Here is a 21234-nt window from a genome sequence, read left to right as displayed (position 1 = left end):
AGTCTGCCACCGGACATCGCCGACACGAATAGTTGACGGGGTGCAATGGGTCACATCACCGCGTGCCTGTCAGTTAGGTGCCGAACCGAGGCGAACCGCTGGCTACCGAGGTTTCCTGGCACCATCAATGGCATGTCGAAGTTCGTTCGCCTCTCCGGTGCCCTCGCCGGAAGCGCAGCAGTGCTCGTGTTGGTTGTGGGTTGCACCAGTTCGGAAGGCACGCCCGAATCAGTGGAACCTGCTGGTTCTGCCGCGTCCGCGGTGCCGTCCGGCCTCGAGAAATTCTACGAGCAGACGCTCGACTGGGGTTCGTGCGACCAATTTGTCGAAGAAGGAACTGCGCCGCTGGGGCGTGGGGTCGACTGCGCCGAGGTGAGCGTTCCCGTCGACTACGCGAATCCGAACGGCGACACCGCGAAGGTGGTGATCTCGCGTTCGAAGGCAACCGGCGACCGCATCGGCTCACTGTTGCTGAACCCCGGCGGGCCGGGTGGGTCCGGGCTGTCGATGGCGACATCGGGTTCGGGCACCGAACTGCAGGAACGTTTCGACATGATCGGCTTCGATCCGCGGGGGATCGGGGCATCGACCCCGCAGGTTCGGTGTTTGACGCCGGTGGAGACCGACGCGGAGCGTGCGGAGGTCAACGTCGACATGACGCCGGAGGGCATCGCTCTCGCCGAGGCGGACAGCAAGGACTACGCCGCCAAGTGCGCTGAGCGGACCGGTACGGAGTTCCTCGCTCATGTCGGTACCTACGAGGTGGTGCGAGATATGGACGTCATTCGGGGCGTTCTCGGCGATCCGAAGATGAACTACCTCGGGTTCTCGTACGGGACCCGGCTCGGATCCACGTACGCGGAAACCTTTCCGCAGAACGTCCGAGCGATGGTCCTCGACGGCGCGCTCGACCCCGAGCAGGATCCGGTCGACGAAGTGGTCTTGCAGGGGCAGGGCTTCCAAGGCGCGTTCGACGCCTTTGTCGCCGACTGTGTCTCGCGAACGGATTGCCCGCTGGGTGATGATCCGGCGCAGGCGCAGGCACGCTTTCAGGCACTCGTCGATCCGTTGATCGAGAAGCCGGCACAGACCACCGATCCGCGCGGGCTGAGTTATTCCGACGCGATCACGGGCGTGCAGCAGGCTCTGTATTCGCCACAGTTGTGGACGCCGCTGCGTGGGGGTCTGTCGAGTCTGGCCGACGGACGCGGCGACTCGCTGCTCAATCTCGCCGACATGTACGAAGGCCGTGAGGATGACGGCAGCTACTCCAACATCAACGACGCGTTCAACGCCATTCGCTGCGTGGACGATCCGGCAACCACCGACCGCGCCGAGGCCGGCGAATCCGACACTCGGTACCGCGAGGCGGCGCCGTTCCTCGACGACGGCCGCGGGACGGGTCAAGCGCCGCTCGACCTGTGCGCGTTCTGGCCCGTTCCGGCTACCGGCAGCCCCCACGCGCTCGACCCCCAGGCGCTCGCCGATGCCGGCCTGCCTCAGTTGGTCGTCGTCTCCACGACGCAGGATCCGGCAACGCCGTATCAGGCCGGAGTGGATCTCGCCAAGCAGTTGGGCGCTGCCCTGATCACGTTCGACGGAACCCAACACACGGTGGTTCTGGACGGAAACTCCTGCGTCGACGATGCCGTCGTCGACTACTTCGTTTACTTGAAGGCACCGGAAGAGGGTCTGACATGTTAACCGGCGCGACGCCGTACGCTGCGCCTATTCGATGGTGACCAATCACTCTGTTAACCGGGACCACTGATGTAACACAGATTTAACGTGGCTTGCTTAGTCTCGCGTGCATGGATCGCCAAAAAGAATTCGTGCTTCGTACCCTGGAAGAGCGCGACATTCGGTTTGTCCGCTTGTGGTTCACCGATGTTCTCGGGTACCTCAAATCGGTGGCGATCGCCCCCGCCGAACTCGAAGGCGCCTTCGAGGAGGGAATCGGATTCGACGGTTCCGCCATCGAGGGATTCTCACGAGTCTCCGAAGCCGACACCGTCGCTCGGCCCGACGCCTCGACATTCCAGATCCTGCCGTGGGCCCACAAGGACGGTGCGCAACATTCCGCGCGCATGTTCTGCGACATCACGATGCCCGACGGTTCGCCGTCGTGGGCCGATCCGCGCCACGTACTGCGTCGCCAGTTGAGCAAGGCCAGCGACTTGGGCTTCAGCTGCTACGTCCACCCGGAAATCGAGTTCTTCCTTCTGGAGAACGGCCCGATCGACGGCACTCCGCCGATCCCGGCCGACTCGGGCGGATACTTCGACCAGGCCGTGCACGATTCGGCTCCGAATTTCCGCCGCCACGCCATCGACGCACTCGAGTCGATGGGCATCTCGGTCGAGTTCAGCCACCACGAGGCCGCGCCGGGTCAGCAGGAGATCGATCTGCGCTACGCCGACGCGCTCTCGATGGCCGACAACGTCATGACGTTCCGATACGTCGTGAAGGAGGTCGCGATCGGTGAAGGCGTCCGGGCGAGCTTCATGCCCAAGCCGTTCAGTGATCAGGCCGGCTCCGCGATGCACACCCACATGAGCCTGTTCGAGGGCGACACGAACGCCTTCCACAATCCTGACGATCCGATGCAGCTCTCCGAGACCGGCAAGGCGTTCATCGCCGGCATCCTCGAGCACGCCAACGAGATCAGTGCGGTCACGAACCAGTGGGTCAACTCGTACAAGCGACTCGTCCACGGGGGAGAGGCACCCACTGCTGCGTCGTGGGGCCCGTCCAACCGATCGGCTCTCATTCGCGTCCCGATGTACACGCCCAACAAGGCGTCCTCGCGCCGCGTCGAGATCCGAAGCCCAGACTCGGCCTGCAACCCGTACCTGACTTTCGCGGTCCTGCTTGCTGCCGGTCTTCGCGGCATCGAGAAGGGCTACACCTTGCCGCCCGAGGCAGAAGACGACGTGTGGTCGTTGACCTCCGCCGAGCGCCGCGCCATGGGTTACAAGGAACTGCCGAGCAACTTGGACAGCGCTCTGCGCGAGATGGAGAAGTCGGAACTGGTGGCCGAAGCACTCGGCGAACACGTCTTCGATTTCTTCCTGCGCAACAAGCGTCGTGAGTGGGAGGAATACCGCAGCCACGTGACGCCGTTCGAGCTCAAGACCTACCTCGGTCTGTGACGGTGAAACCGCCCGCTGCGAGATCAGCAGTTCCAGGACCGGGTCGACTCGGGCTGGTCGAGCCCACCGCTGCCGACGAGTTGCGTCAGCTCGGTTGGGTCGACGCCGAGAGCATCGAACTCTTGTGGTCGCTTTCGCGTGCCGCGAATGCCGACCTCGCTCTGCGCACCCTTGTACGGATCAAGGACGGGCTCGACGACGGGTGGCGCGAACTCGATCAGGCATTGCGCAAGGACAAAAGCCTGCGAGGCCGCTTGTTCGCACTCGTGGGTGCGTCGTCGGCCTTCGGCGATCACCTGGCCGCGGATCCGATCGGCTGGAAACTGCTCGACGGAACCGCTCTGCCGACCAAGGACGAGGCCACCGCAGCGTTGCTCGAGGCCGTGGGCGCCACCCTCGACGAGGGCGCTACCGAAGGCTCGCTGACCTACCGCGCCACCCTGACCGGGCCGGAAGCTGTTGTTGCTCTGCGTAAGAGCTACAAGGACCAGCTGATGCTGCTGGCTGCGGCTGATCTTGCGGCGACCGTCGAGAACGAACCAGTAGTGCCGTATCAGACTGTGGGTCACCAGCTTTCCGATCTCGCGGACGCTGCCCTGACCGCCGCACTGGCGGTGGCTATCGCAACGGTGTGCCCCGAGGGCAGTTGTCCGATCCGGCTCGCCGTGATCGCCATGGGCAAATGTGGTGCGCGCGAGCTGAACTACGTCTCCGACGTCGACGTCGTGTTCGTCGCCGAACCGGCCGATGCGACGGCCAGCCGCGTTGCCGGCGAGATGATGCGTATCGGTACTTCCGCATTCTTCGAGGTCGATGCTGCGCTGCGCCCCGAAGGCAAGCGCGGAGAACTGGTTCGCTCCCTCGAATCCCACATCACGTACTACAAGCGCTGGGCCAAGACCTGGGAGTTCCAGGCACTGCTCAAGGCTCGTCCGATGACCGGCGACATGGAGCTCGGTCGCCAGTACTCCGAGGCGATGAGTCCGATGGTGTGGATCGCCTCCGAGCGCGAGGACTTCGTCCCCGAAGTCCAGGCCATGCGTCGACGCGTCGAGGAAATGGTTCCCCCCGAACTGCGTGAGCGTGAACTCAAACTCGGCCGCGGAAGTTTGCGCGACGTCGAATTCGCCGTCCAACTCCTGCAATTGGTGCACGGGCGCGCCGACAGTTCGTTGCATGTCCAGAGCACGGTCGATGCACTGACCGCATTGGCGGCGGGTGGATACGTCGGCCGCGACGACGCCGCCAACCTGACTGCGTCGTACGAATTCCTGCGTCTGCTCGAGCACCGTCTGCAGTTGCAGAAGCTCAAGCGCACGCACACCCTGCCGCCGCCGGACGACGAGGAAGCGCTGCGTTGGCTGGCCCGCGCCGCGCACATGCGACCCGACGGTCGTCTGGATTCCCTGGGAGTCCTGCGCGCCGAGATCAAGCGGAATTCGCATCGGATTCGCCGCCTGCACGCAAAGTTGTTCTACCGCCCGCTTCTCGAATCGGTGGCGCGGATGGACAAGGAAGCACTGGTCCTGGGACCAGAAGCCGCGGTTCGGCAGTTGGCCGCTCTGGGTTACACGGCACCCGAGCATGCTCTCGGGCATCTGACTGCACTGACGAGTGGCGCTTCACGCAAGGGTCGCATTCAAGCGCTCCTGTTGCCGACTCTGCTCGAATCACTCGCGGACACACCGGATCCCGATGCCGGGCTGCTCGCTTACCGCAGGCTCTCGGACGCGCTCGTCGACCAGACGTGGTTCCTGCGCCTGCTCCGCGACGAGGCTGCGGTGGCCGAGCGTCTGATGACCGTGCTGGGCTCGTCGGCGTACCTACCCGACCTGCTCATCAAGGCTCCCGACGTGATTCGCTTGTTCGCGGATTCGCCGAGTGGACCGCGCCTTGTCGAGCCGAAGCCCGAGGACGTCGCTCGCGGAATCCTCACCGCCTCCGGCCGACACAGTGATCCCAATCGTGCTGTTGCCGCGGCCCGCTCGCTGCGGCGACACGAACTTGCGCGCATCGCGTCGGCCGACATCCTCGGCATGCTCGATGTTCCCGCCGTCTGCAAGGCGCTGTCCTCGGTGTGGGCCGCGGTGCTCAATGCATCGCTCTCCGCGGTGATCAAGGCCAGCGTCACTGAACTCGGGACCGAGGCGCCGGCCAGTTTCTCCGTCATCGGCATGGGCCGACTCGGCGGCGGCGAACTCGGCTATGGATCCGATGCGGACGTGCTGTTCGTGTGCGAACCCCGCGAGGGCGTCGACGAGACCGTTGCGGTCAAGTGGGCCAACAGCATTGCCGACAAGGTGCGCAAGCTTCTCGGGGCACCGAGCACGGATCCTCCGCTCGAAGTCGACACCGGATTGCGTCCGGAAGGTCGTAACGGACCGATGGTTCGCACGCTCGAGTCGTACGACGCGTACTACGCGAAGTGGGCTCAGGCGTGGGAGATTCAAGCGCTGCTTCGTGCGCACCCGGTTGCCGGTGATCCTGAACTGGGACTGCGGTTCCTGCACATGATCGACAAGACGCGCTACCCCGAAGGCGGCGTCAGTGACGCGGCGGTGCGCGAGATCCGGCGCATCAAGGCGCGCGTCGATTCCGAAAGGCTTCCTCGCGGAGCCGATCCGGCGACGCACACCAAACTGGGTCGCGGTGGCTTGGCCGACATCGAGTGGACTGTGCAATTGCTGCAGCTGCGCCACGCGGACAAGATCGAGTCGCTGCACAACACGTCGACGCTCGAGACTCTCGACGCCATCGGCGCCGCGGAACTGCTCAGCGAAGGCGACGTCGAACTGCTGCGTGACGCCTGGATCACCGCGACGAAGGCACGCAACTGCCTCGTTCTGGTGCGAGGCAAGCCGACCGATCAGCTTCCCGGCCCGGGCCGTGTTCTCGCGGCGGTGGCGCAGGTCGCTGGATACGGCGACGACGCAGGGGAGTTCCTCGACAACTACCTGCGCATCACACGACGGGCAAAAGCTGTGGTGGAGAGGGTCTTCGGCGGGGAGTAGCGTTTTCGCTCAGTCCTGCCGAACCGGCGCGTTCGCGGCGAACTTGCGGACTTCGGCGTCCTGCCACACGTGGGCGGGAACGCCGCCGCCGAGTAGCTCGCGCGCGAGCGCGGGTTGCCCGCCGATCGGTACGTCGCTGCCCGCGATGATCATGTTGCCGTAGCGACGGCCCTTGAGCATCGCGGGATCGGCGATGATCGCCATGTGTTCGAACTGCGCACCGATCGTTGCGGCTTCACTGCGCGCGCCCTGAAGATCCGGGGTGTCGCCGCAGTTGACGATGTAGATACCGCCCGGTGCCAGCACGCGTCGTACGTGGGTGGTGAATTGCGCCGTCGTCAGCGGAGTCGGAGTTGTGTTGCCGGCAAAGACATCTCGAATCACGACGTCTCGGGTGGACTCGGTGAGAGTTTCGGTGACGGCGCGGGCTTCACCGACACGAATGCGCAGCAGCGGTGCGCGCGGTAGGTCGAACCAATCGCGCACCAGTTCGGCCAGGGCGCCGTCGATTTCGACAACCACTTGACGCGCGTCGGGGTAGGTGGCGGCGAAGTACCTGGCCATGGAGCAGGCTCCGCCGCCGAGATGCAGAACCCGCAGACGCTCGGTCTTGTCACGTTCGGAATCGACCAGATGCGCGATCCACCGCATGTACTCGAAATCGAGCACCGTCGGATCTGCGACGTTCACGTGGGAACTGGGCACTCCGTTGATCTGGATGATCCAGCTGTCGTCGGAGTACTGGTCGCGGACAAGTTCGCACGTCCCGGTATCGATCGGAAAAGTACCGGCGACGGGACCGGACTCGCCTCGCTCGGGAGTACCGCTGCGAGTTCTTGTCTTGCGAGTTCCCTTGGCCACTGTGTTGATACTAGCCGTGCGCGTTTCCGGTAACGCCGAGTACCAAAAAGGCGCACGGACCGGCGGTATTCTCGAGTAGTTTCAGGCACACTCGTAGGTGGAGTGTGATCGGCGACACAAATGCCGGCGCGTTCTTTCGTCGTCCGTGCATCACGAAGAATTTCGAGGAGTGCAGGTGAAGGTCAAGGCAGCGGTAGTCAAGGCGCCAGGTCAGGCATGGGAGATCGAAGAGGTCGAGCTGGGGGACCCAGTCTCGGGTGAGGTACAGGTCCGACTCGCCGCATCGGGGCTGTGCCATTCGGACGAACATTTGCGTACGGGCGCCAGCCCGCTGCCCTTCTACCCGGCCTTGGGCGGGCACGAAGGCGCCGGAGTGGTGACGAAGGTCGGCCCGGGTGTCGCGAGCGTCGAAGAAGGCGACCACGTGGTTCTCGCCTTCATCCCGGCGTGCGGACGTTGTCCGTCTTGCGCGAAGGGTCTGCAGAACATCTGCGACGAGGGAGCCGGCCTGTTGACCGGGCAGGCGATCTCCGACAAGACGTACCGCGTCACCCTCAACGACGAGCCGGTCATCCAGATGTGCCTGCTCGGAACATTTTCGCCGTACGTAACCGTCAACGAGGCGTCGGTGATCAAGATCGAGAAGGACATCCCGCTCGACAAGGCGGCCTTGCTCGGCTGCGGTGTTGCCACCGGTTGGGGATCGGCCACCGCGATCGGTGGAGCCAAGGTCGGTGACACGGTGGTGGTCGTCGGCGTCGGCGGCGTCGGAATCAACTCGGTGCAGGGTGCGGCGTCAGCCGGAGCACGATTTGTGATCGCGATCGATCCCGTCGAGTTCAAGCGTGACAAGGCAAAGGAATTCGGCGCCACACACACGTTTGCCTCCCTCGAGGAAGCGCTACCGGTGATCGGCGAGATCACCTGGGGCAAGATGGCCGACGTCACCGTGATCACCGTGGGCGAGATTCACGGCGACATCATTCAGCCCGCGCTCAGCGCGACGGGCAAGGGCGGGCAGGTCGTGGTCGTCGGAATGGGGCACTACGCGGATTCGCAGGTGACGCTCAGCCTCTTCGAGCTGACCCTTCTACAGAAGCGTTTGCAGGGAGCCATCTTCGGCGGGGTAGGACCACGGTCCCAGATTCCCAAGTTGCTCGATCACTACCGAAGCGGCGCACTCAAACTCGACGAGTTGGTGACCAAGACCTACAAGCTCGAGGAGATCAACGAGGGTTACGCCGACATGCTCGAGGGAAAGAACCTGCGCGGAATGATCGTCTACACGGAGGACGATTACTGATCGTTCCCCCTCTGCCTGAAGGGTCCGGCCCGACACCACACTTCGTGGTGTCGGGCCGGAGTCTTCTGCCCCCATGCAGATTTCTGTCGATCGATGAGTCGACTGCCCCGATAGTGGGCACTCGCAGAGTGAGGAAACCGGGCACCGCGTCCGGACCTCAGTCCACGACTCGACAGAGAAGAGCAGAACATGCCCTACATCACCACTTCCGACGGAAGCGAGATCTACTACACCGAGCACGGGGTCGGCCGGCCGATCGTCCTCAGCCACGGGTGGCCGCTGAGTTCCGACGCGTGGCAGGTCGAGATGAAGCTGTTCGCCGACGCCGGATACCGGACCATCGCGCACGATCGTCGAGGGCACGGTCGCTCGTCGAAGACGTACACCGGCAACGACATGGATACATATGCCAAGGACCTGGCTGAGCTGATCGACACGCTCGACCTGAAAGACCTGATCGTGGTGGGCCATTCGACCGGCGGCGGGGAAGTGGTCCGCTACGCGGCGCAGCACGGCAAGGGGCGCGTGGACAAGGTGATCACCGCCGGCGCCGTTCCGCCGATCATGGTCAAGTCGGACGGCAACCCCGAAGGCACACCGATCGAGGTGTTCGACGGCATTCGTGAGGGAGTTCTGCGAGATCGATCGCAGTTCTACAAGGATCTCAGCGAGAGCTTCTACGGCGCGAACCGCGAAGGGGCCGACGTCTCGCAAGGGGCGAAGGACGACTTCTGGCGACAGGGGATGTTGGTCAACCTCGCCGCGGCCTACGACTGCGTCAAGGCATTCTCGGAGACGGATCAGACCTCCGATCTCGAAGCCATCGACGTTCCGTTCCTCATCGCTCAAGGCGACGACGATCAGATCGTGCCGATCGGCGCAGCGGCGGAGAAGGCGATCAAGCTGGTGAAGAAGGGCACGCTGAAGGTGTATCCGGGCGCACCGCACGGAATTTACGGCTCGTATCAGCAGACCCTGGACCGGGACATTCTTGCCTTCATCGAGGACTGACGTCAGCGATTCGGAAGGATAAGAGTCGAACGGATCAAAGGCCATGTCCACACACGTTGCCTCGCTGCGCGATGGTCCCAGTGTCTTCGAGAACGAACTCGGATCGATCTCGCAACTCGACACGAGTTCGTTGCCGATCCTGTCCGGTCTGTCGATCAAACGAATTGTTCTCGGCCCCGGCGCGATCCGCGAACCACAATGGAACGTCAATGCGAACCAGATCGCCTACGTCACCAGCGGAACCGTGCTCGTCTCGATGTTGGGCAATGCCGACGAATTCGCCAGTTTCGTGGTGCGAACGGGGCAGATGTATCACGTCGAATCCGGCGCGATTTATCACATCGAGAATGTCGGAGAGGAGGAGGCGGAGATCATCGCTGCCCTGCGTACTTCAATCCCGCAGCACTTTTCGTTGCAGAGTAGCGTCAGCGCAATGTCGAACGCGGTGCTCGGCAATACCTACGACCTCGCCGCGTCAGCCTTCGACGTCTTCGGTAGGGCCGATGCGTCCCAGATAGTTCGGCGGGACGGCGCCGCCGTCGTTCCCGATACCGCCGGCTTTCCCAACGCGCATCTCTTCGATCTCGACGGCCAGATCGCGCCCCTCGCATACCCGTACGGACAGGCGAAAGTGGCACGCAGGCAGTATTGGGCGGCGCTGGAGGATCTTTCGATGTACTCGTTGACTATTCGCGAGAGTGGAATGCGTGAGCCACACTGGCATCCCGTCACTGCCGAAATGGGATACGTGCATCGTGGTCACGGGCGGATGACGGTCCTCGATCCGGACGGTTCGCTCGACACCTACCTACTGGAGCCCGGTCAGGTGTATTTCGTTCCGCGTGCCTATCCCCATCACATCGAGGTTCTAGGTGACGAGGACATCAACTTCCTCATCTTCTTCGACCAGCCGACGCCGGGCGACATAGGCTACCGTGCAACGGCTTCCGCGTTCTCGCGCGGCGTTCTCTCGGCCTCGTTCGGTGTTCCGGAACGCGATCTGCCGCAATTTCCTTTCACGCCGGTCGATCCGCTCATCGTCTCGCGTAACAATCCGATCGACCGCCAGCACTGACCGGCAAGGACGCCCATCATGACCGACTCGCTGATCGTGACCGATCACGGTACGACGCTCGACTTCACGTACGAGGATGCTCTGCGCTATCACGGGCCGCAGGCACCGGGAGGCGTGGCGCATGCCTACAAAGTCCTCGAGCGCGCACTCGGTGTGCTCGGCGGGGAAGGCTCCGTCGAGCGTCGCGAGTTGGTCGTCACCACTGCACACGGCGGACCAGGAGTGCGCGACGCGTTCGAGTTGGTCACGCGCGCAGTGACCGAAGGGCGGTACACCGTCGACAGTTCCCTGGCCCGGCCTGAACGAGGAAATACGCTCGCACTGTATGTCTTTCGGGTCGGCTATCGTGGCGCGAGCGCCACGCTGACTGTTCGGGAGGGATTTGTCGTCGACGAGTTGATCACTCTCTCCCGCAAGACTGACCGGACAGCCGAAGACGAGTCACGGCTGACAGTGCTCAAGCAGGAGATGGCGGACCGAGTGATGTCGAGCCCGGCCGAGAGCGTGTACGACGTCGAGATCGGCACGCTCCCCGCCTGACTGACGGCGGGTAGGCGTCAGTGTGCATAACTCGGGGCTGTCTGAAGTCAGCGGCTGGCGAACATCCTTATCCGCTGGTCGCGACTGCGCTCGAGATGGTTGCGCATGTGGCCACGCGCGGACGATTCGTCCCTGGCGCGGATGGCGTTCAGGATCTCTTGATGTTCCGAATTGAGCAGGTCCGGTTCGCCGTAGTTCGACGGCGGGCCGCTGTCGTAGATTCGCAATTGGGTGGTGAGGCGGATCAGCAGTGCCGTGATCGTGGAATTGTGGGCGGCCTGCCAGAGGGCCTCGTGAAACTTGAAGTTCCCGGAACGCGCCTCGGTGCCTTCGGTTGCAGTGCAGCAGAACTCGTGTAATCCGTCCAGGCGAGCAAGGTCGAGATCGCTGTGGCGTAGTGCCGCGGCGCCTGCCGCTTCCGATTCGAGGGCTACCCGCGCCGCGTAGATCTCGATGACGTCCTCGGGTGTGCCGGAACGGACACGAAAACCGCGAGCGGCTCGTTCGAGTAGTCCGTCGTGTGCGAGCCAGTTGAGTGCTTCCCGGATCGGGGTGCGGGATGCGCCGTACGATTCGCACAATTGAGTCTCGTGCAGCGGAGCGCCCTGGGGGAACTTGCCGGCCAGGATGTCGGCTCGCAGGCGCAGGTACTGCCGCGAGGTCTGATCGGACCGGCCGAGCGCAGCCTCCGGCACCAGCAGATCGGTGGTGCTCGTATCGGCGTCGAGATCCATGTGTCCCCATTCCTGTGCATGCAAGTAGAGCGCGTTCGATTATGCCATCGACGACGAGTGAGTACTTGCGTATACGCTAGTACTCATTTAGGTTCGTGCTTGTTCGTTTCCGAGGGAGAGGGTCCGAAGTGGCTGGAGAGACCGCGTCGCCGCTGGTGAGTGCCGTTGAACTCGACGCGATGCTGCGTGAGGGAGGCGTCGCCGTGCTCGACGCGACGGTTCATTTTCCTCCCGCGCGATTCGACGGCGACTACCGCCCGGAATCCGGGTACGGCGGCTGGGTCTCCTCGCACATCCAGGGTTCGCGACATGTCGACCTCATGGACGTCTTCTCCGAAAGGGAAGCGGCGCTGCATTTCACACGCCCGTCAACGGAGCAGTTGGTTTCCGATCTCCAATCCAGTGGTATCGAGCCGGGCGCGACAATCGTGATCTACGACCAGGGATCGACCACCTGGGCATCACGGCTCTGGTGGGTGTTTCGCAACGCCGGCATCGAAGCAAGAGTTCTCGACGGTGGCCTCGCCGAATGGACTCGACGCGGCTTCGCGCTCGCGAGCGGTGACGACGTAACCCACACGTCGGCGTCGACGCGTTGGAGCGTGACGGATCTGGGTCTGTGGGTCGATTTACCTCGCGTTGCGTCGCTGTCCAGCGGAGGCGAAGCCGGAACGCTGGTGTGCGCTCTCGCGCCTGAGCAGTACGAGGGAACCGAGAAGACGCGATACTCGCGACGCGGGCACATTCCGTCAAGCGTGAATCTGTCCGCGAAGAGTCTTCTCGACTCCGACTCCCGGATGCTTCCGGTCGAGGAAGTATTGTCGAAATCTGCCGACGTTCTACCAACCGCCACCGGCCCTGTCGTGATCTATTGCGGTGGTGGAGTTTCGGCGTGTTTGACCGCACTTGCGCTGATCCGCAGCGGCCACGCGGACGTCAAAGTCTACGACGGTTCGTTGGAGGAATGGACTGCAGATCCGGTTTTGCCGATGGTTGTCGGCAGTGAGCCCGGTGGCGCGAATCCGGATGTGCGATGTCCGCGGTCCTGAATCGCCGCAGTCCCCAAATACCTCCCGTCCTGAAGGAATTCTCATGTCTGACACTGTCTCTGTCGAAACCGTCGCGTCGGCGATCGAAGCACTCCGCGATCAGGTACCGCTCGTCCAGTCGCTGACGAACATCGTTTCGGCGAACTTCTTGACCAATGTTCTGCTCGCTGCCGGCGCAAGCAACGCTCACATCGACAACGTTCATGAAGCGGGTGGGTTCGCTGCCATCGCCGGGGGAGTGCTCGTCAACCTCGGAACGCCGGACGACGGGACAGCCGAAGCCTTCCTGATAGCCGCAGAAGCGGCCCGAACTGCCGGTACGCCATGGGTTTTGGATCCAGTCGGTGTCGGCGGACTACCCTGGCGGAGCGGTATCGCTGTGGATCTGCTGCGCTTTCACCCCAGCGCCATCCGCGGGAACGCATCGGAGATCATCGCTCTGGCCGGACTCGGCGGTGACACCCGCGGCGTCGACAGTGCCTCCGACTCCGCCGACGCAGTGCCCGCCGCTCTGTCACTTCTGAAGCATGCGGATGCCGTGTCGGCATCAGGCCCGGTCGACTACATCGTCGGCCGCGATGGTGGCGGCGACGTTCGGGGCATCCGAGTCTCCGGTGGCAGCGCTCTGTTGCCGCGCGTGACCAGTACCGGTTGCTCTCTGGGAGGCCTGGTCGCTGCCTACCTCGCCGTGACGCCGACCGCGCTGGACGGATTGGTTGCCGCGCATACGCATGTTGCCGTGGCATCGGAGATCGCCGAGGAAAATGCCTCAGGTCCTGGTTCTTTCGCGGTCGCGTACCTCGACGCGCTCTACAACGTGAATGCGGACACCATCCGCTCACGTGCCCGAATCGAATCGTTCGACCTGCCGGCTGGAGTGCAGAACTGATGGGCGTCAAGACATTTTGGTATCTCACCCAGGCCGACGGGGACTACCCGTGGAGCCCCGGTGGGCTGTTCCCCGTGGACGGGGCCAGGCAGATCGAGCTCGCGAAGACCATCGACGACGGCGGATTCGAAGGTGCGCTTGTTGCCACCTGGCCGAACGATCCGTTCATTTCGGCGACGTGGGCGGCAGCGCACACCACGCGCATGAAGTTCCTTGTCGCCGTCTACGCGAACATGACGCCGGCGCGACTGCTGGCGGAGAAGGCATTGACTTTCGACGCCTTCAGCGGTGGCCGACTGTTGATCAACTCGGTCAACGGACGCGAAAACATCCTGACCAAGTACGACATGAACGTGCCCCACGACGAGCGTTACGAGTTGGGGGAGCAGTACTGGGCGGACTTCCGCCGCATCTACGCCGAAGGCACGGAGTCGAACTTTCCCAACACACCACTGCGTATCGATGCGCCCGCTGGGCATCAGGTTCCGCTGTGGGGTACCGGTGATTCGCCTGCAGGCCTGGCGAATTCAGGCAAGGTGCTCGACACCTATCTGGCGATGTTGCGCGAGACTTCGTTCATCGAAGACAAATTCTCTGCCGCACGGGCGGCGGCGGAGGCAGCCGGGCGCGAGTTCACCGACTTCGGTGCGCTGACCGGGGTGATCGTTCGCCCCACCAAGGCGCAGGCGCACGACCGGTTCCGTTCGTTGTTCGAGAAGACGGGCGTCGAGCAGATCGCTCATGTCTTGGACAACGCAGTGCGTCGTCGTACTCAGGGGAAGCAAGACCTCAAGACTTTCACCGCTCGCGACGCACAGCGACAGGGCTGGGCGGACAAGATTGCTTCCGGCCGACTTCCGGAACCGGAGGAGTTGTACGTCGGTGACGGGCTGTACGCGGGTATCACAGCGTGGTCGCCTCTCGACATCTTCGGCACCGGGTCATCGGCGGTGTACTACGTCGGCGATCCCGATTCGATCACGGACTCGGTACGCACGCTTCGCGGCCGAACCGGTTTGACTGCACTGATCCTGGCAGGTTGGCCGCTGATCGAGGAGGCGAAGTGGGTTGCGGAGCATCTTGTTCCGCGATTCGACGAACTCAGCTGACTTCGCGCCGCAAGACAGTGGTACCGAGACCCAAAGTGTCGCGGAGAAATGCTGCGGCAGTGCCGATTTCATCGGCAGTGCAGTCGAGAAGGATCTTGACTTCCACGTCCTTCTTGTCGATGTCGGCAATAACGGCCATGGCAACAACGCCGTTGCCGACGGCAGAGCCTCGGAACAGATCGATCCCGTCGCCGTCCGCGCTGACGGTCCCGTCGAGATAGCCGTAATCGAGCGGATAAATCGCAGCGGGGTAACGCGGGTGTGCCGACCCTCGGGGGCGATCGATCACGACAGTTGACGTGGTAGCCAGGTGATCGAGGGCGGAGAACAGGTCTTCGCTCATCGTTATCGGTGCTCGCGCAGTAGCTGAGTCGGTGTCAGGCCTGTCAGTGCACGCGTATCGCGTGCGAGGTGGGCTTGGTCGGCGTAGCCGGCGCGACCGGCCAGCGACGACAGCGTGAGATTTGCATCGCGGCTGAGAGTCAACACGTCCTGGATACGTTGCACTTTCTGAATCATTTTGGGGGACAGCCCGATCGACGACGTGATCGAGCGTCGAAAATGACGTTCGGAAACACCGAGGTCTGCGGCGATCTCTCGTATCGGAGTCGAAGGGGAGGAGATGAGCGCGGAGTAACCACGCTCGATTCCGTGGTCGGGTTCCAGTCCGCGCCACAACTGGCCCAGTAGGTGAGCGTCGACTGCCTCGTGGCTAAGGGCGTCGGCAAGTACCCGCGCTTGTCTGGAAGTGAGGATGTCGTCGAAGGCGATCTTCGAATCCTGCACCGCGTCGGCCGCTGTGCCGAGCAGGCTCCGCAGAGCCGGCGGATTGATCCGGATGCCCCACATGGTTGTACCGGCGGCGACCGAAACCAGATCGGCACCGGTGGCAGGTCCGACGAGCCACGACTTTCCGGTGCTGTCGACGATGAAGTCTGCGCAGAGATCGGGAAGAATCCGCTTTGCTTCCGTGGGCGCATGGGGGTCGGTAGCGCTTTTCCACGTGCAACTGAAGAGGCCGGCCGAACCTGTGATCCGAGTCTCGACATAGGTGTGGCCGTTTTGTTCAAGACTCGACGCTACCGTCCGACTACCGTCAAGAGCGAGGGTGTCAGTGCCGGTCATCAGATCATCGTCACACACTCGCCGATCACTTCTCGACCCGAAACAGGAGAAATACCGTGTCCGTCTCTCCGAGACTCGATCTCGTCGGAATCGTCACCAACGATCTCGCGCGTTCCCTCGCGTTCTACCGAACCCTCGGGCTCGACATTCCGGAAACACCCGCTGACGCTCCACACGTGGAGTTCACTTTCGACAGTGGGCTTCGGCTGGCCTGGGACGCGCTGTCCACCATCGCGAGCTTCGATCCTGACTTCGTTGTCGGGGAAGGTCGACACCCCATCGCTTTGGCCTTCGATTTCGGGACACCCGCTGCAGTCGACGAGGCGTATCAGCGCATCACAGCCGACTTCCCCGGACATAAAGAGCCATTTGATGCCGTGTGGGGCCAGCGTTACGCCGTTCTTCTCGATCCCGACGGCAATACCGTGGATCTCTTTGCCGCGCTCTGATTTCGAACGACGCAGGCCCCGACCGAAATTCGGTCGGGGCCTGCGATTGTCGGTGATCGAGTCGTTGTCAGTTCACCAAGCGTTGAGGGTGTCGAGGATCTGGCCTCGGGCCTTCCACAGTTCCGCGCCCCAGTACGGCCACGAGTGAGTGCCGTTGGCCGGGAAGCTGTACGTTGCCGGAATTCCCAGGGAGTTCATGCGCAGCTGGAATGCCCGTGAGTTCATCAGGGCAAGGGCTTCGAGGCCGATGGCGCTACCGGTATTCACGAAGTCGACGGGACGACGCGGTTGATCGAACTGCCCGGGTAGGCCGCTCGCGGCGGAGATGTACAGAGAGAGCCCAGCCAGCTCGGGTGCAAACACGAAGGGGTCGTTGCGGAGCCAAGCGGGGTTCCATGGCGGTCCCCACATGGCATCGACATTGAAGGACCCTGCGCTGACCATGGCCACGCGGATTGCTTCACGCATGCCGGGAGCTGAGATGTTGAGGTATCCCGAGAGCGATCCGGCGAACTTGAACTGATCGCGGTGATAGGCGGCGAGCGTCAGTGCCGCGCTGCCACCCATGGACAATCCGAGCACACCGTTGTTGGTTCGGGAGACGCCGCGCGATTCCAGATATGCGGGAAGTTCCTGGGTGAGGAAGGTTTCCCATTTGTACGTGACCGGCTGGCGATTCAAATTGCTGTTCGCATACCAGTCCGAGTAAAAGCTGGACTGCCCGCCGACCGGCATGACCAGGGTGACGTTGTCGCCGCGATACTGCTCGAGAGCGTTGGTCTCGAAACTCCATGCGTTTCGGTCGTCGCGTGCTCGTAGACCGTCGAGAAGATAGAGCGCCGCGTTGCCGCCGCGCGAAGCCCACTGGATCTGAACCTTGATCGGCCCCATCGAGGAGTCGACGAACACTTCCTCGTATCCACCGGCCGGGGCGGTGCGCGCGGGCGCTGCGGTCGCTACTGATCCGCTGATCAGGCCTGCGGTCAGGGGGAGTGCGAGTGCTGTCGCGGCGAGGCCGAGGATCCGACGCTTGATTCGTTTCGAAATGCGGTTTCTCGAAATATCTGGGTTCTTCGCCAAATCTGTGTGAGCCTCGTGCATGTATTACTCCCGCCCCAAAAGGTGCTTGCACACCGAAATCCGACCGAGCCCCCCGAGGCACGGAATTCCTGATGACACTAAGTGGTCTGTATTGACGTCGACGGCTCCGTTACCGTTTCGTTATCAAACTGGTCTGATTTAGGTAGTGCCGTCATGCGTCGTCGACCGGAGGTTGCGCGTCGATTTGCCACCCTCCACGAATCAGGTGTTCACGTACCCGGGCGACGTCCGATTCGTGCGGAATATCGTCGGTGACCTTGGTGATGAGGACGCCGATGTCGATCGGATCGACCGAACCGGGAAAGTCGATCGGATCGACCGAACCGGGAAAGTCGATCGGATCGACCGGAACCGGAAAGTCGGCGACGAGATCGTCGGCAAGAACGGCGATCTCGTCGTCGGACAGCTGTCGCCGGAGCAGGGCCATCAAAGGGACGTAGTCCTGCTCCGGCACGCCGTTCGGATACCCGGCACGCAGCCAGCCGAGTATCGAAGCCAGAAGTGGTGGAAGACTCAACGAATCGAGCTTCAGTCGTTGTCGAGATCAGCGAGGGGCCACCCGGCGGCGGCCAGGACGGAGGCAACGCGCGCGATGTCCTTGTCCGAGGGAGTCTGGCTCGTGAGATCGGCGATCTGAGCGCTGATCTCGTCGCTCGAGATCACCTGGTCGCTGTTGACGTCGCTCAGTTCTGCGAGTGCAGCGCCGATGGCAATGTCTCGAATTTGCGCGTCCGAGAGCTTGCGTCGTAGCAATGCGACCAGCGGAATGCGGTCCTTGGGCGGTATGCCTTCGGGGTAGCCGGCGCGAAGCCATTCCAGAATGGACTGAGGAAGGGATGGAGTCGGTGCAGTCACGGTGATGTCTTTCCGCTCGTGAGGGCGCAAGGGATCAGAAGATCTCGATGCCGAATGTGTGGCTGAGGAAGCCCTGCATGATGAAGAGGATTCCGGTGACGATTGCGATGAGCACTACCGCGAAGCACACCACTGCGCCTGCCACGGCCAACGGACTGCGAGCCGCGACGGCAGTGCTCCCGCCGCCACTGCCACGTTGCTCGGCGTCGAGGGACTTCAGGCCGATCGCGAAGATCGCCGGAAGTCCGGCGCCAAGCAGGAGGCCGACAAGCACGACCTGCCAGAGCGAGTCGACGGTGTTTTTCAAGATATCCATGTCGATTCCCTCTTTCAGGCTTTGACGTCGGTGGTGACGCGGGCGTCCGGACCGGGGACCTCTGCAGGCACCAGGCCGCCGTCCCACTCGGCGTTGACGTTGCTCGGATCGATGGGCTCCTTGCGGGAGCGCAGATACATCCAACCGGCCAATGCGATGAGCACAGCGAAGACGACCAGGACACCGGGTAGGCCGCCGACGATGTTGGCCAGTCCCCAGCACAGAGCGCCGACGATCGCAGCGGACGGGAGAGTGATCAACCAGGCGACCGCCATACGTCCGGCGACGCCCCAACGAACCTCGGCGCCCTTGCGTCCCAGACCGGTTCCCATGATGGAACCCGTCGCCACATGGGTGGTCGAGAGTGGAAGACCGAGGTGGCTGGAGGTGAGAATGATGGCAGCAGAAGATGCTTCGGCCGCCATGCCCTGCGGCGCGGCGATCTCGACCAGGCCCTTGCCGAGTGTGCGGATGACTCGCCACCCGCCGAGGTAGGTTCCGGCAGCGATCGCGAGTGCGCAGGTGAGCTTGACCCAGAACGGCATGTCCGCGTCGGCGGAGATGGTTCCATGGGCGACCAAGGCGAGGAAGATGACGCCCATTGTCTTCTGAGCGTCGTTGGTGCCGTGGGCGAGGGAAACGAGTGAAGCCGAACCGATCTGGCCGAGTCGGAAACCCTTGTCCTTGGTTTCCTCACCGACGTTGGAGGTGATGCGGTAGATGAGCCAGGTTCCGGCCGCTGCAACCAAGCCGGCTACGACGGGAGCGAGAACTGCGGGGATGACAACCTTGCTGAGCACGCCGCTCCAGGCGACACCGCTCATTCCGAGGGACGCGATGGCGGCGCCGATCAGGCCGCCGAACAGTGCGTGTGAGGAACTCGAGGGGATGCCGAGCAACCACGTTGCCAGGTTCCAGATGATGCCGCCGACAAGGCCGGCGAAGACGATGGTGAGCAGCGCTTGGCCACCCACATTTCCGAGGTTCACCACGCCCTTGGCCACGGTGGCAGCAACCTCTACCGAGAGGAAAGCTCCGACCAGGTTCAAGGAAGCAGACAGAGCGACTGCCACCTTGGGCTTGAGGGCGCCGGTTGCAATCGACGTGGCCATAGCGTTGCCAGTGTCATGAAAACCGTTGGTGAAGTCGAACCCCAGAGCGGTTACGACGACGACGAGGAGAACGATGAGTTCCGCATTCACGAGAAGTCATGTTCCAACACATGCGGGCCACAAATCGACCTGAGACGTGGTCGTTCCGCGACATTTCCATCACTCGGCACCTGTTGTTCATCTTCGTCCGGATAATTGTCCGTTTCGAAACGCGCGAGGCATAGAAAATTCATTCGTGTGCATGGTCGTGGAGTTTGTGGAGGCATACGCCAATTGCCGGACGGACGTATCGGGTTCTGGACTTCCTCGAAATCGGGTAAGGCCAAGCGGCTGCGGAACAACCCACGCGTCACCGTCGTGCCGTGCAACAACCACGGAAAGGTTGCCGACGGCTCTTCGCCGGTTGCCGGGACCGCTCACTTGGTGAGCGGCGGACCTGAATTCGACGAGATCCGCAGCAAAGTGAAAGCGAAATACGGTGTGATGGTGCCTATTTCGAAATCCTTCAACACCCTCGGTCACATCGGTAATGGTCCGTTCCCGTACGGCGACACCGGCGTGATCATTTCCGTCGATGCCTAGTCCGGATTGCGCAGCGGAGTAGCCTGAAAGTATGGAACCCACGACCGGGCGCCTCTGCCTGACGGTTCCACGAATCCTCCGTTAAGGAGCCTCGTCATGGCGCACATCAGCACTCTCGACTATGCAATGGAAGCGCCGCAGCGCCATGTCGGGCAACCTTTCCCGTCGCCGACGCGGACTCCGCGGTTCCTGCTTCGTGGTCAAGGCGCCGTCAAGGCATCGGTAGACGGCGCGTGGTTCCCGTGGACCACCAACGTCACGGCGGAGCTTCACGATCTGATATCCGCACTTTCGCTGAGGTTGGGGCCGATCGCACGGGTTGCGTTCGACTGGAACACGATCAGCAGCGCGCAGCGTCGTATCGACGAGGTCGACGGACTGGAAGTGCGGGGTCCGTACCCTGGCCAGCCTCACGATTTGATGTATCTCGACGACATCTATGGTCGTCAACTCGTTCTGATGATGATTCCGCCGTACACGGATCCGGACCGTGCGTACGAGATCATGCGGCGGTTGGTTGATCCTGGCCGCAGCGAAACCTATCGGGTGCAGTGAGATCTTTTCTGACGTGCGGGGTCGAATCTTTCAGTTCCTGAACATGCGTCCAGTTTGTCTGGTTTGATGGTTCTCGTAACCACAATCTCAGGCGCATTCCTTCAGGTCAGCGCTTGGGCGCGGCAGCTTGACTCCCTGCCGTGTCGTCGGTCCGGCATGTCCACCACCCTCCCACTGTGCGTGAGCGCCGGATCGAATGAAGCCCCGCCCTCCCCACGGGGGTGGGGCTTCTACTTTGTTCGGGCTGACCGGCGTTCGCATCGCCGAATCTGCCGGGCTGTTCGGCAGTTTGGGACGCGTTGCTCCGTAGCATCCTCACTGTGAACATTTCCCTACTCGGTGCGGCGGGGCTTCAGGACTGCGCCGACAGTGGAATGGACTGTATGGACGGATTTGGGGCGTTCG

The 21234-nt window shown here is 62.8% G+C and carries 22 protein-coding genes; 13 read left to right on the top strand and 9 right to left on the bottom strand.

The genetic code is table 11. The features are described 5' to 3' along the window. Positions 1-132 precede the first annotated feature (132 nt). The 3 genes from ACKAMS_RS11370 to ACKAMS_RS11360 all read left to right on the top strand — a co-directional run bounded on the left by ACKAMS_RS11370 (position 133) and on the right by ACKAMS_RS11360 (position 6163). Positions 133-1704, top strand: a complete 1572-nt coding sequence (locus tag ACKAMS_RS11370; RefSeq protein ID WP_408989055.1) for an alpha/beta hydrolase — start codon at positions 133-135, stop codon at positions 1702-1704. 107 nt (positions 1705-1811) lie between these two features. Beyond that, a complete protein-coding gene (locus tag ACKAMS_RS11365; RefSeq protein ID WP_003941637.1) occupies positions 1812-3152 on the top strand; it encodes a glutamine synthetase family protein in 1341 nt (446 codons plus the stop codon). Next, complete coding sequence (locus tag ACKAMS_RS11360; protein ID WP_019748946.1) at positions 3149-6163, top strand: bifunctional [glutamine synthetase] adenylyltransferase/[glutamine synthetase]-adenylyl-L-tyrosine phosphorylase; 3015 nt, start codon at positions 3149-3151, stop codon at positions 6161-6163. The genes ACKAMS_RS11365 and ACKAMS_RS11360 overlap by 4 nt, the downstream gene beginning before the upstream one ends. Positions 6164-6172: 9 nt before the next feature. Here ACKAMS_RS11360 and ACKAMS_RS11355 read toward each other — a convergent pair whose 3' ends face one another. Next, positions 6173-7033 carry a spermidine synthase gene (locus ACKAMS_RS11355; protein WP_029255610.1) on the bottom strand — a complete coding sequence of 287 codons (861 nt, stop codon included), beginning with the start codon at positions 7031-7033 and terminating at the stop codon, positions 6173-6175. A gap of 166 nt (positions 7034-7199) precedes the next feature. Here ACKAMS_RS11355 and ACKAMS_RS11350 point away from each other — a divergent pair, with 166 nt between their 5' ends. The 4 genes from ACKAMS_RS11350 (at position 7200) to ACKAMS_RS11335 (ending at position 10953) form a co-directional block, all read left to right on the top strand. Next, positions 7200-8327 (top strand): NDMA-dependent alcohol dehydrogenase, encoded by a 1128-nt coding sequence (locus ACKAMS_RS11350; protein WP_020908136.1) that lies wholly within the window; start codon positions 7200-7202, stop codon positions 8325-8327. A 189-nt stretch (positions 8328-8516) separates the two neighbouring features. Further along, positions 8517-9338: an alpha/beta fold hydrolase gene (locus ACKAMS_RS11345; protein WP_408989054.1), complete on the top strand. Its 822-nt coding sequence runs from the start codon at positions 8517-8519 to the stop codon at positions 9336-9338. 43 nt (positions 9339-9381) lie between these two features. Continuing rightward, positions 9382-10413 (top strand): cupin domain-containing protein, encoded by a 1032-nt coding sequence (locus ACKAMS_RS11340; protein ID WP_205906327.1) that lies wholly within the window; start codon positions 9382-9384, stop codon positions 10411-10413. Between the two features lie 18 nt (positions 10414-10431). Continuing rightward, positions 10432-10953 carry a hypothetical protein gene (locus ACKAMS_RS11335; RefSeq protein WP_046378726.1) on the top strand — a complete coding sequence of 174 codons (522 nt, stop codon included), beginning with the start codon at positions 10432-10434 and terminating at the stop codon, positions 10951-10953. Between the two features lie 47 nt (positions 10954-11000). On the opposite strand, the gene ACKAMS_RS11330 is transcribed toward ACKAMS_RS11335, so the two are convergent. After that, positions 11001-11687: a GntR family transcriptional regulator gene (locus ACKAMS_RS11330; protein WP_021344625.1), complete on the bottom strand. Its 687-nt coding sequence runs from the start codon at positions 11685-11687 to the stop codon at positions 11001-11003. Positions 11688-11815: 128 nt separating this feature from the next. Between ACKAMS_RS11330 and ACKAMS_RS11325 the strand changes: the two genes are divergently transcribed. The 3 genes from ACKAMS_RS11325 to ACKAMS_RS11315 are packed head-to-tail and all read left to right on the top strand — an operon-like array spanning position 11816 to position 14734. Continuing rightward, positions 11816-12736: a sulfurtransferase gene (locus ACKAMS_RS11325; RefSeq protein WP_279163947.1), complete on the top strand. Its 921-nt coding sequence runs from the start codon at positions 11816-11818 to the stop codon at positions 12734-12736. 43 nt (positions 12737-12779) lie between these two features. Next, the gene (gene thiM / locus ACKAMS_RS11320; RefSeq protein ID WP_408989053.1) at positions 12780-13625 is read left to right on the top strand and encodes a hydroxyethylthiazole kinase; all 846 of its coding nucleotides are present in this window, start codon (positions 12780-12782) and stop codon (positions 13623-13625) included. Continuing rightward, the gene (locus ACKAMS_RS11315; protein WP_020908129.1) at positions 13625-14734 is read left to right on the top strand and encodes an LLM class flavin-dependent oxidoreductase; all 1110 of its coding nucleotides are present in this window, start codon (positions 13625-13627) and stop codon (positions 14732-14734) included. Before thiM ends, ACKAMS_RS11315 begins: the two co-directional genes overlap by 1 nt. Here ACKAMS_RS11315 and ACKAMS_RS11310 read toward each other — a convergent pair. Together ACKAMS_RS11310 and ACKAMS_RS11305 are read right to left on the bottom strand one after the other, a co-directional pair. Next, complete coding sequence (locus ACKAMS_RS11310) at positions 14727-15077, bottom strand: inorganic pyrophosphatase (protein ID WP_029255604.1); 351 nt, start codon at positions 15075-15077, stop codon at positions 14727-14729. The genes ACKAMS_RS11315 and ACKAMS_RS11310 overlap by 8 nt on opposite strands. A gap of 2 nt (positions 15078-15079) precedes the next feature. Continuing rightward, the gene (locus ACKAMS_RS11305) at positions 15080-15859 is read right to left on the bottom strand and encodes a helix-turn-helix domain-containing protein (protein WP_256064314.1); all 780 of its coding nucleotides are present in this window, start codon (positions 15857-15859) and stop codon (positions 15080-15082) included. 56 nt (positions 15860-15915) lie between these two features. On the opposite strand from ACKAMS_RS11305, the gene ACKAMS_RS11300 reads away from it, so the two are divergent. Further along, positions 15916-16308, top strand: a complete 393-nt coding sequence (locus ACKAMS_RS11300) for a VOC family protein (protein ID WP_256064315.1) — start codon at positions 15916-15918, stop codon at positions 16306-16308. Between the two features lie 72 nt (positions 16309-16380). Here the strand turns inward: ACKAMS_RS11300 and ACKAMS_RS11295 are convergent, their stop codons facing one another. The 5 genes from ACKAMS_RS11295 to ACKAMS_RS11275 all read right to left on the bottom strand — a co-directional run bounded on the left by ACKAMS_RS11295 (position 16381) and on the right by ACKAMS_RS11275 (position 19782). After that, a complete protein-coding gene (locus ACKAMS_RS11295; RefSeq protein WP_175413854.1) occupies positions 16381-17409 on the bottom strand; it encodes an alpha/beta hydrolase family protein in 1029 nt (342 codons plus the stop codon). A gap of 151 nt (positions 17410-17560) precedes the next feature. After that, on the bottom strand, positions 17561-17926 hold the full coding sequence (locus ACKAMS_RS11290; protein ID WP_020908124.1) for a DUF3349 domain-containing protein: 366 nt from the start codon (positions 17924-17926) through the stop codon (positions 17561-17563). Between the two features lie 11 nt (positions 17927-17937). Then, positions 17938-18264: a DUF3349 domain-containing protein gene (locus ACKAMS_RS11285; protein WP_408989052.1), complete on the bottom strand. Its 327-nt coding sequence runs from the start codon at positions 18262-18264 to the stop codon at positions 17938-17940. A gap of 34 nt (positions 18265-18298) precedes the next feature. After that, on the bottom strand, positions 18299-18580 hold the full coding sequence (locus tag ACKAMS_RS11280) for a hypothetical protein (protein ID WP_408989051.1): 282 nt from the start codon (positions 18578-18580) through the stop codon (positions 18299-18301). A gap of 14 nt (positions 18581-18594) precedes the next feature. Continuing rightward, positions 18595-19782, bottom strand: a complete 1188-nt coding sequence (locus tag ACKAMS_RS11275) for an inorganic phosphate transporter (protein WP_003941590.1) — start codon at positions 19780-19782, stop codon at positions 18595-18597. 183 nt (positions 19783-19965) lie between these two features. Here ACKAMS_RS11275 and ACKAMS_RS11270 point away from each other — a divergent pair, with 183 nt between their 5' ends. Together ACKAMS_RS11270 and ACKAMS_RS11265 are read left to right on the top strand one after the other, a co-directional pair. Then, positions 19966-20274 (top strand): F420-dependent protein, encoded by a 309-nt coding sequence (locus tag ACKAMS_RS11270; RefSeq protein ID WP_041815033.1) that lies wholly within the window; start codon positions 19966-19968, stop codon positions 20272-20274. 96 nt (positions 20275-20370) lie between these two features. Further along, positions 20371-20829 carry a DUF5994 family protein gene (locus tag ACKAMS_RS11265; RefSeq protein ID WP_003941615.1) on the top strand — a complete coding sequence of 153 codons (459 nt, stop codon included), beginning with the start codon at positions 20371-20373 and terminating at the stop codon, positions 20827-20829. Positions 20830-21234: the final 405 nt, after the last annotated feature.

The organism is Rhodococcus sp. 5A-K4, assembly GCF_046097995.1.
GTDB classification, from domain to species: Bacteria; Actinomycetota; Actinomycetes; order Mycobacteriales; family Mycobacteriaceae; genus Rhodococcus_F; species Rhodococcus_F erythropolis.
This window is presented reverse-complemented; position numbering and strand designations above follow the sequence as displayed.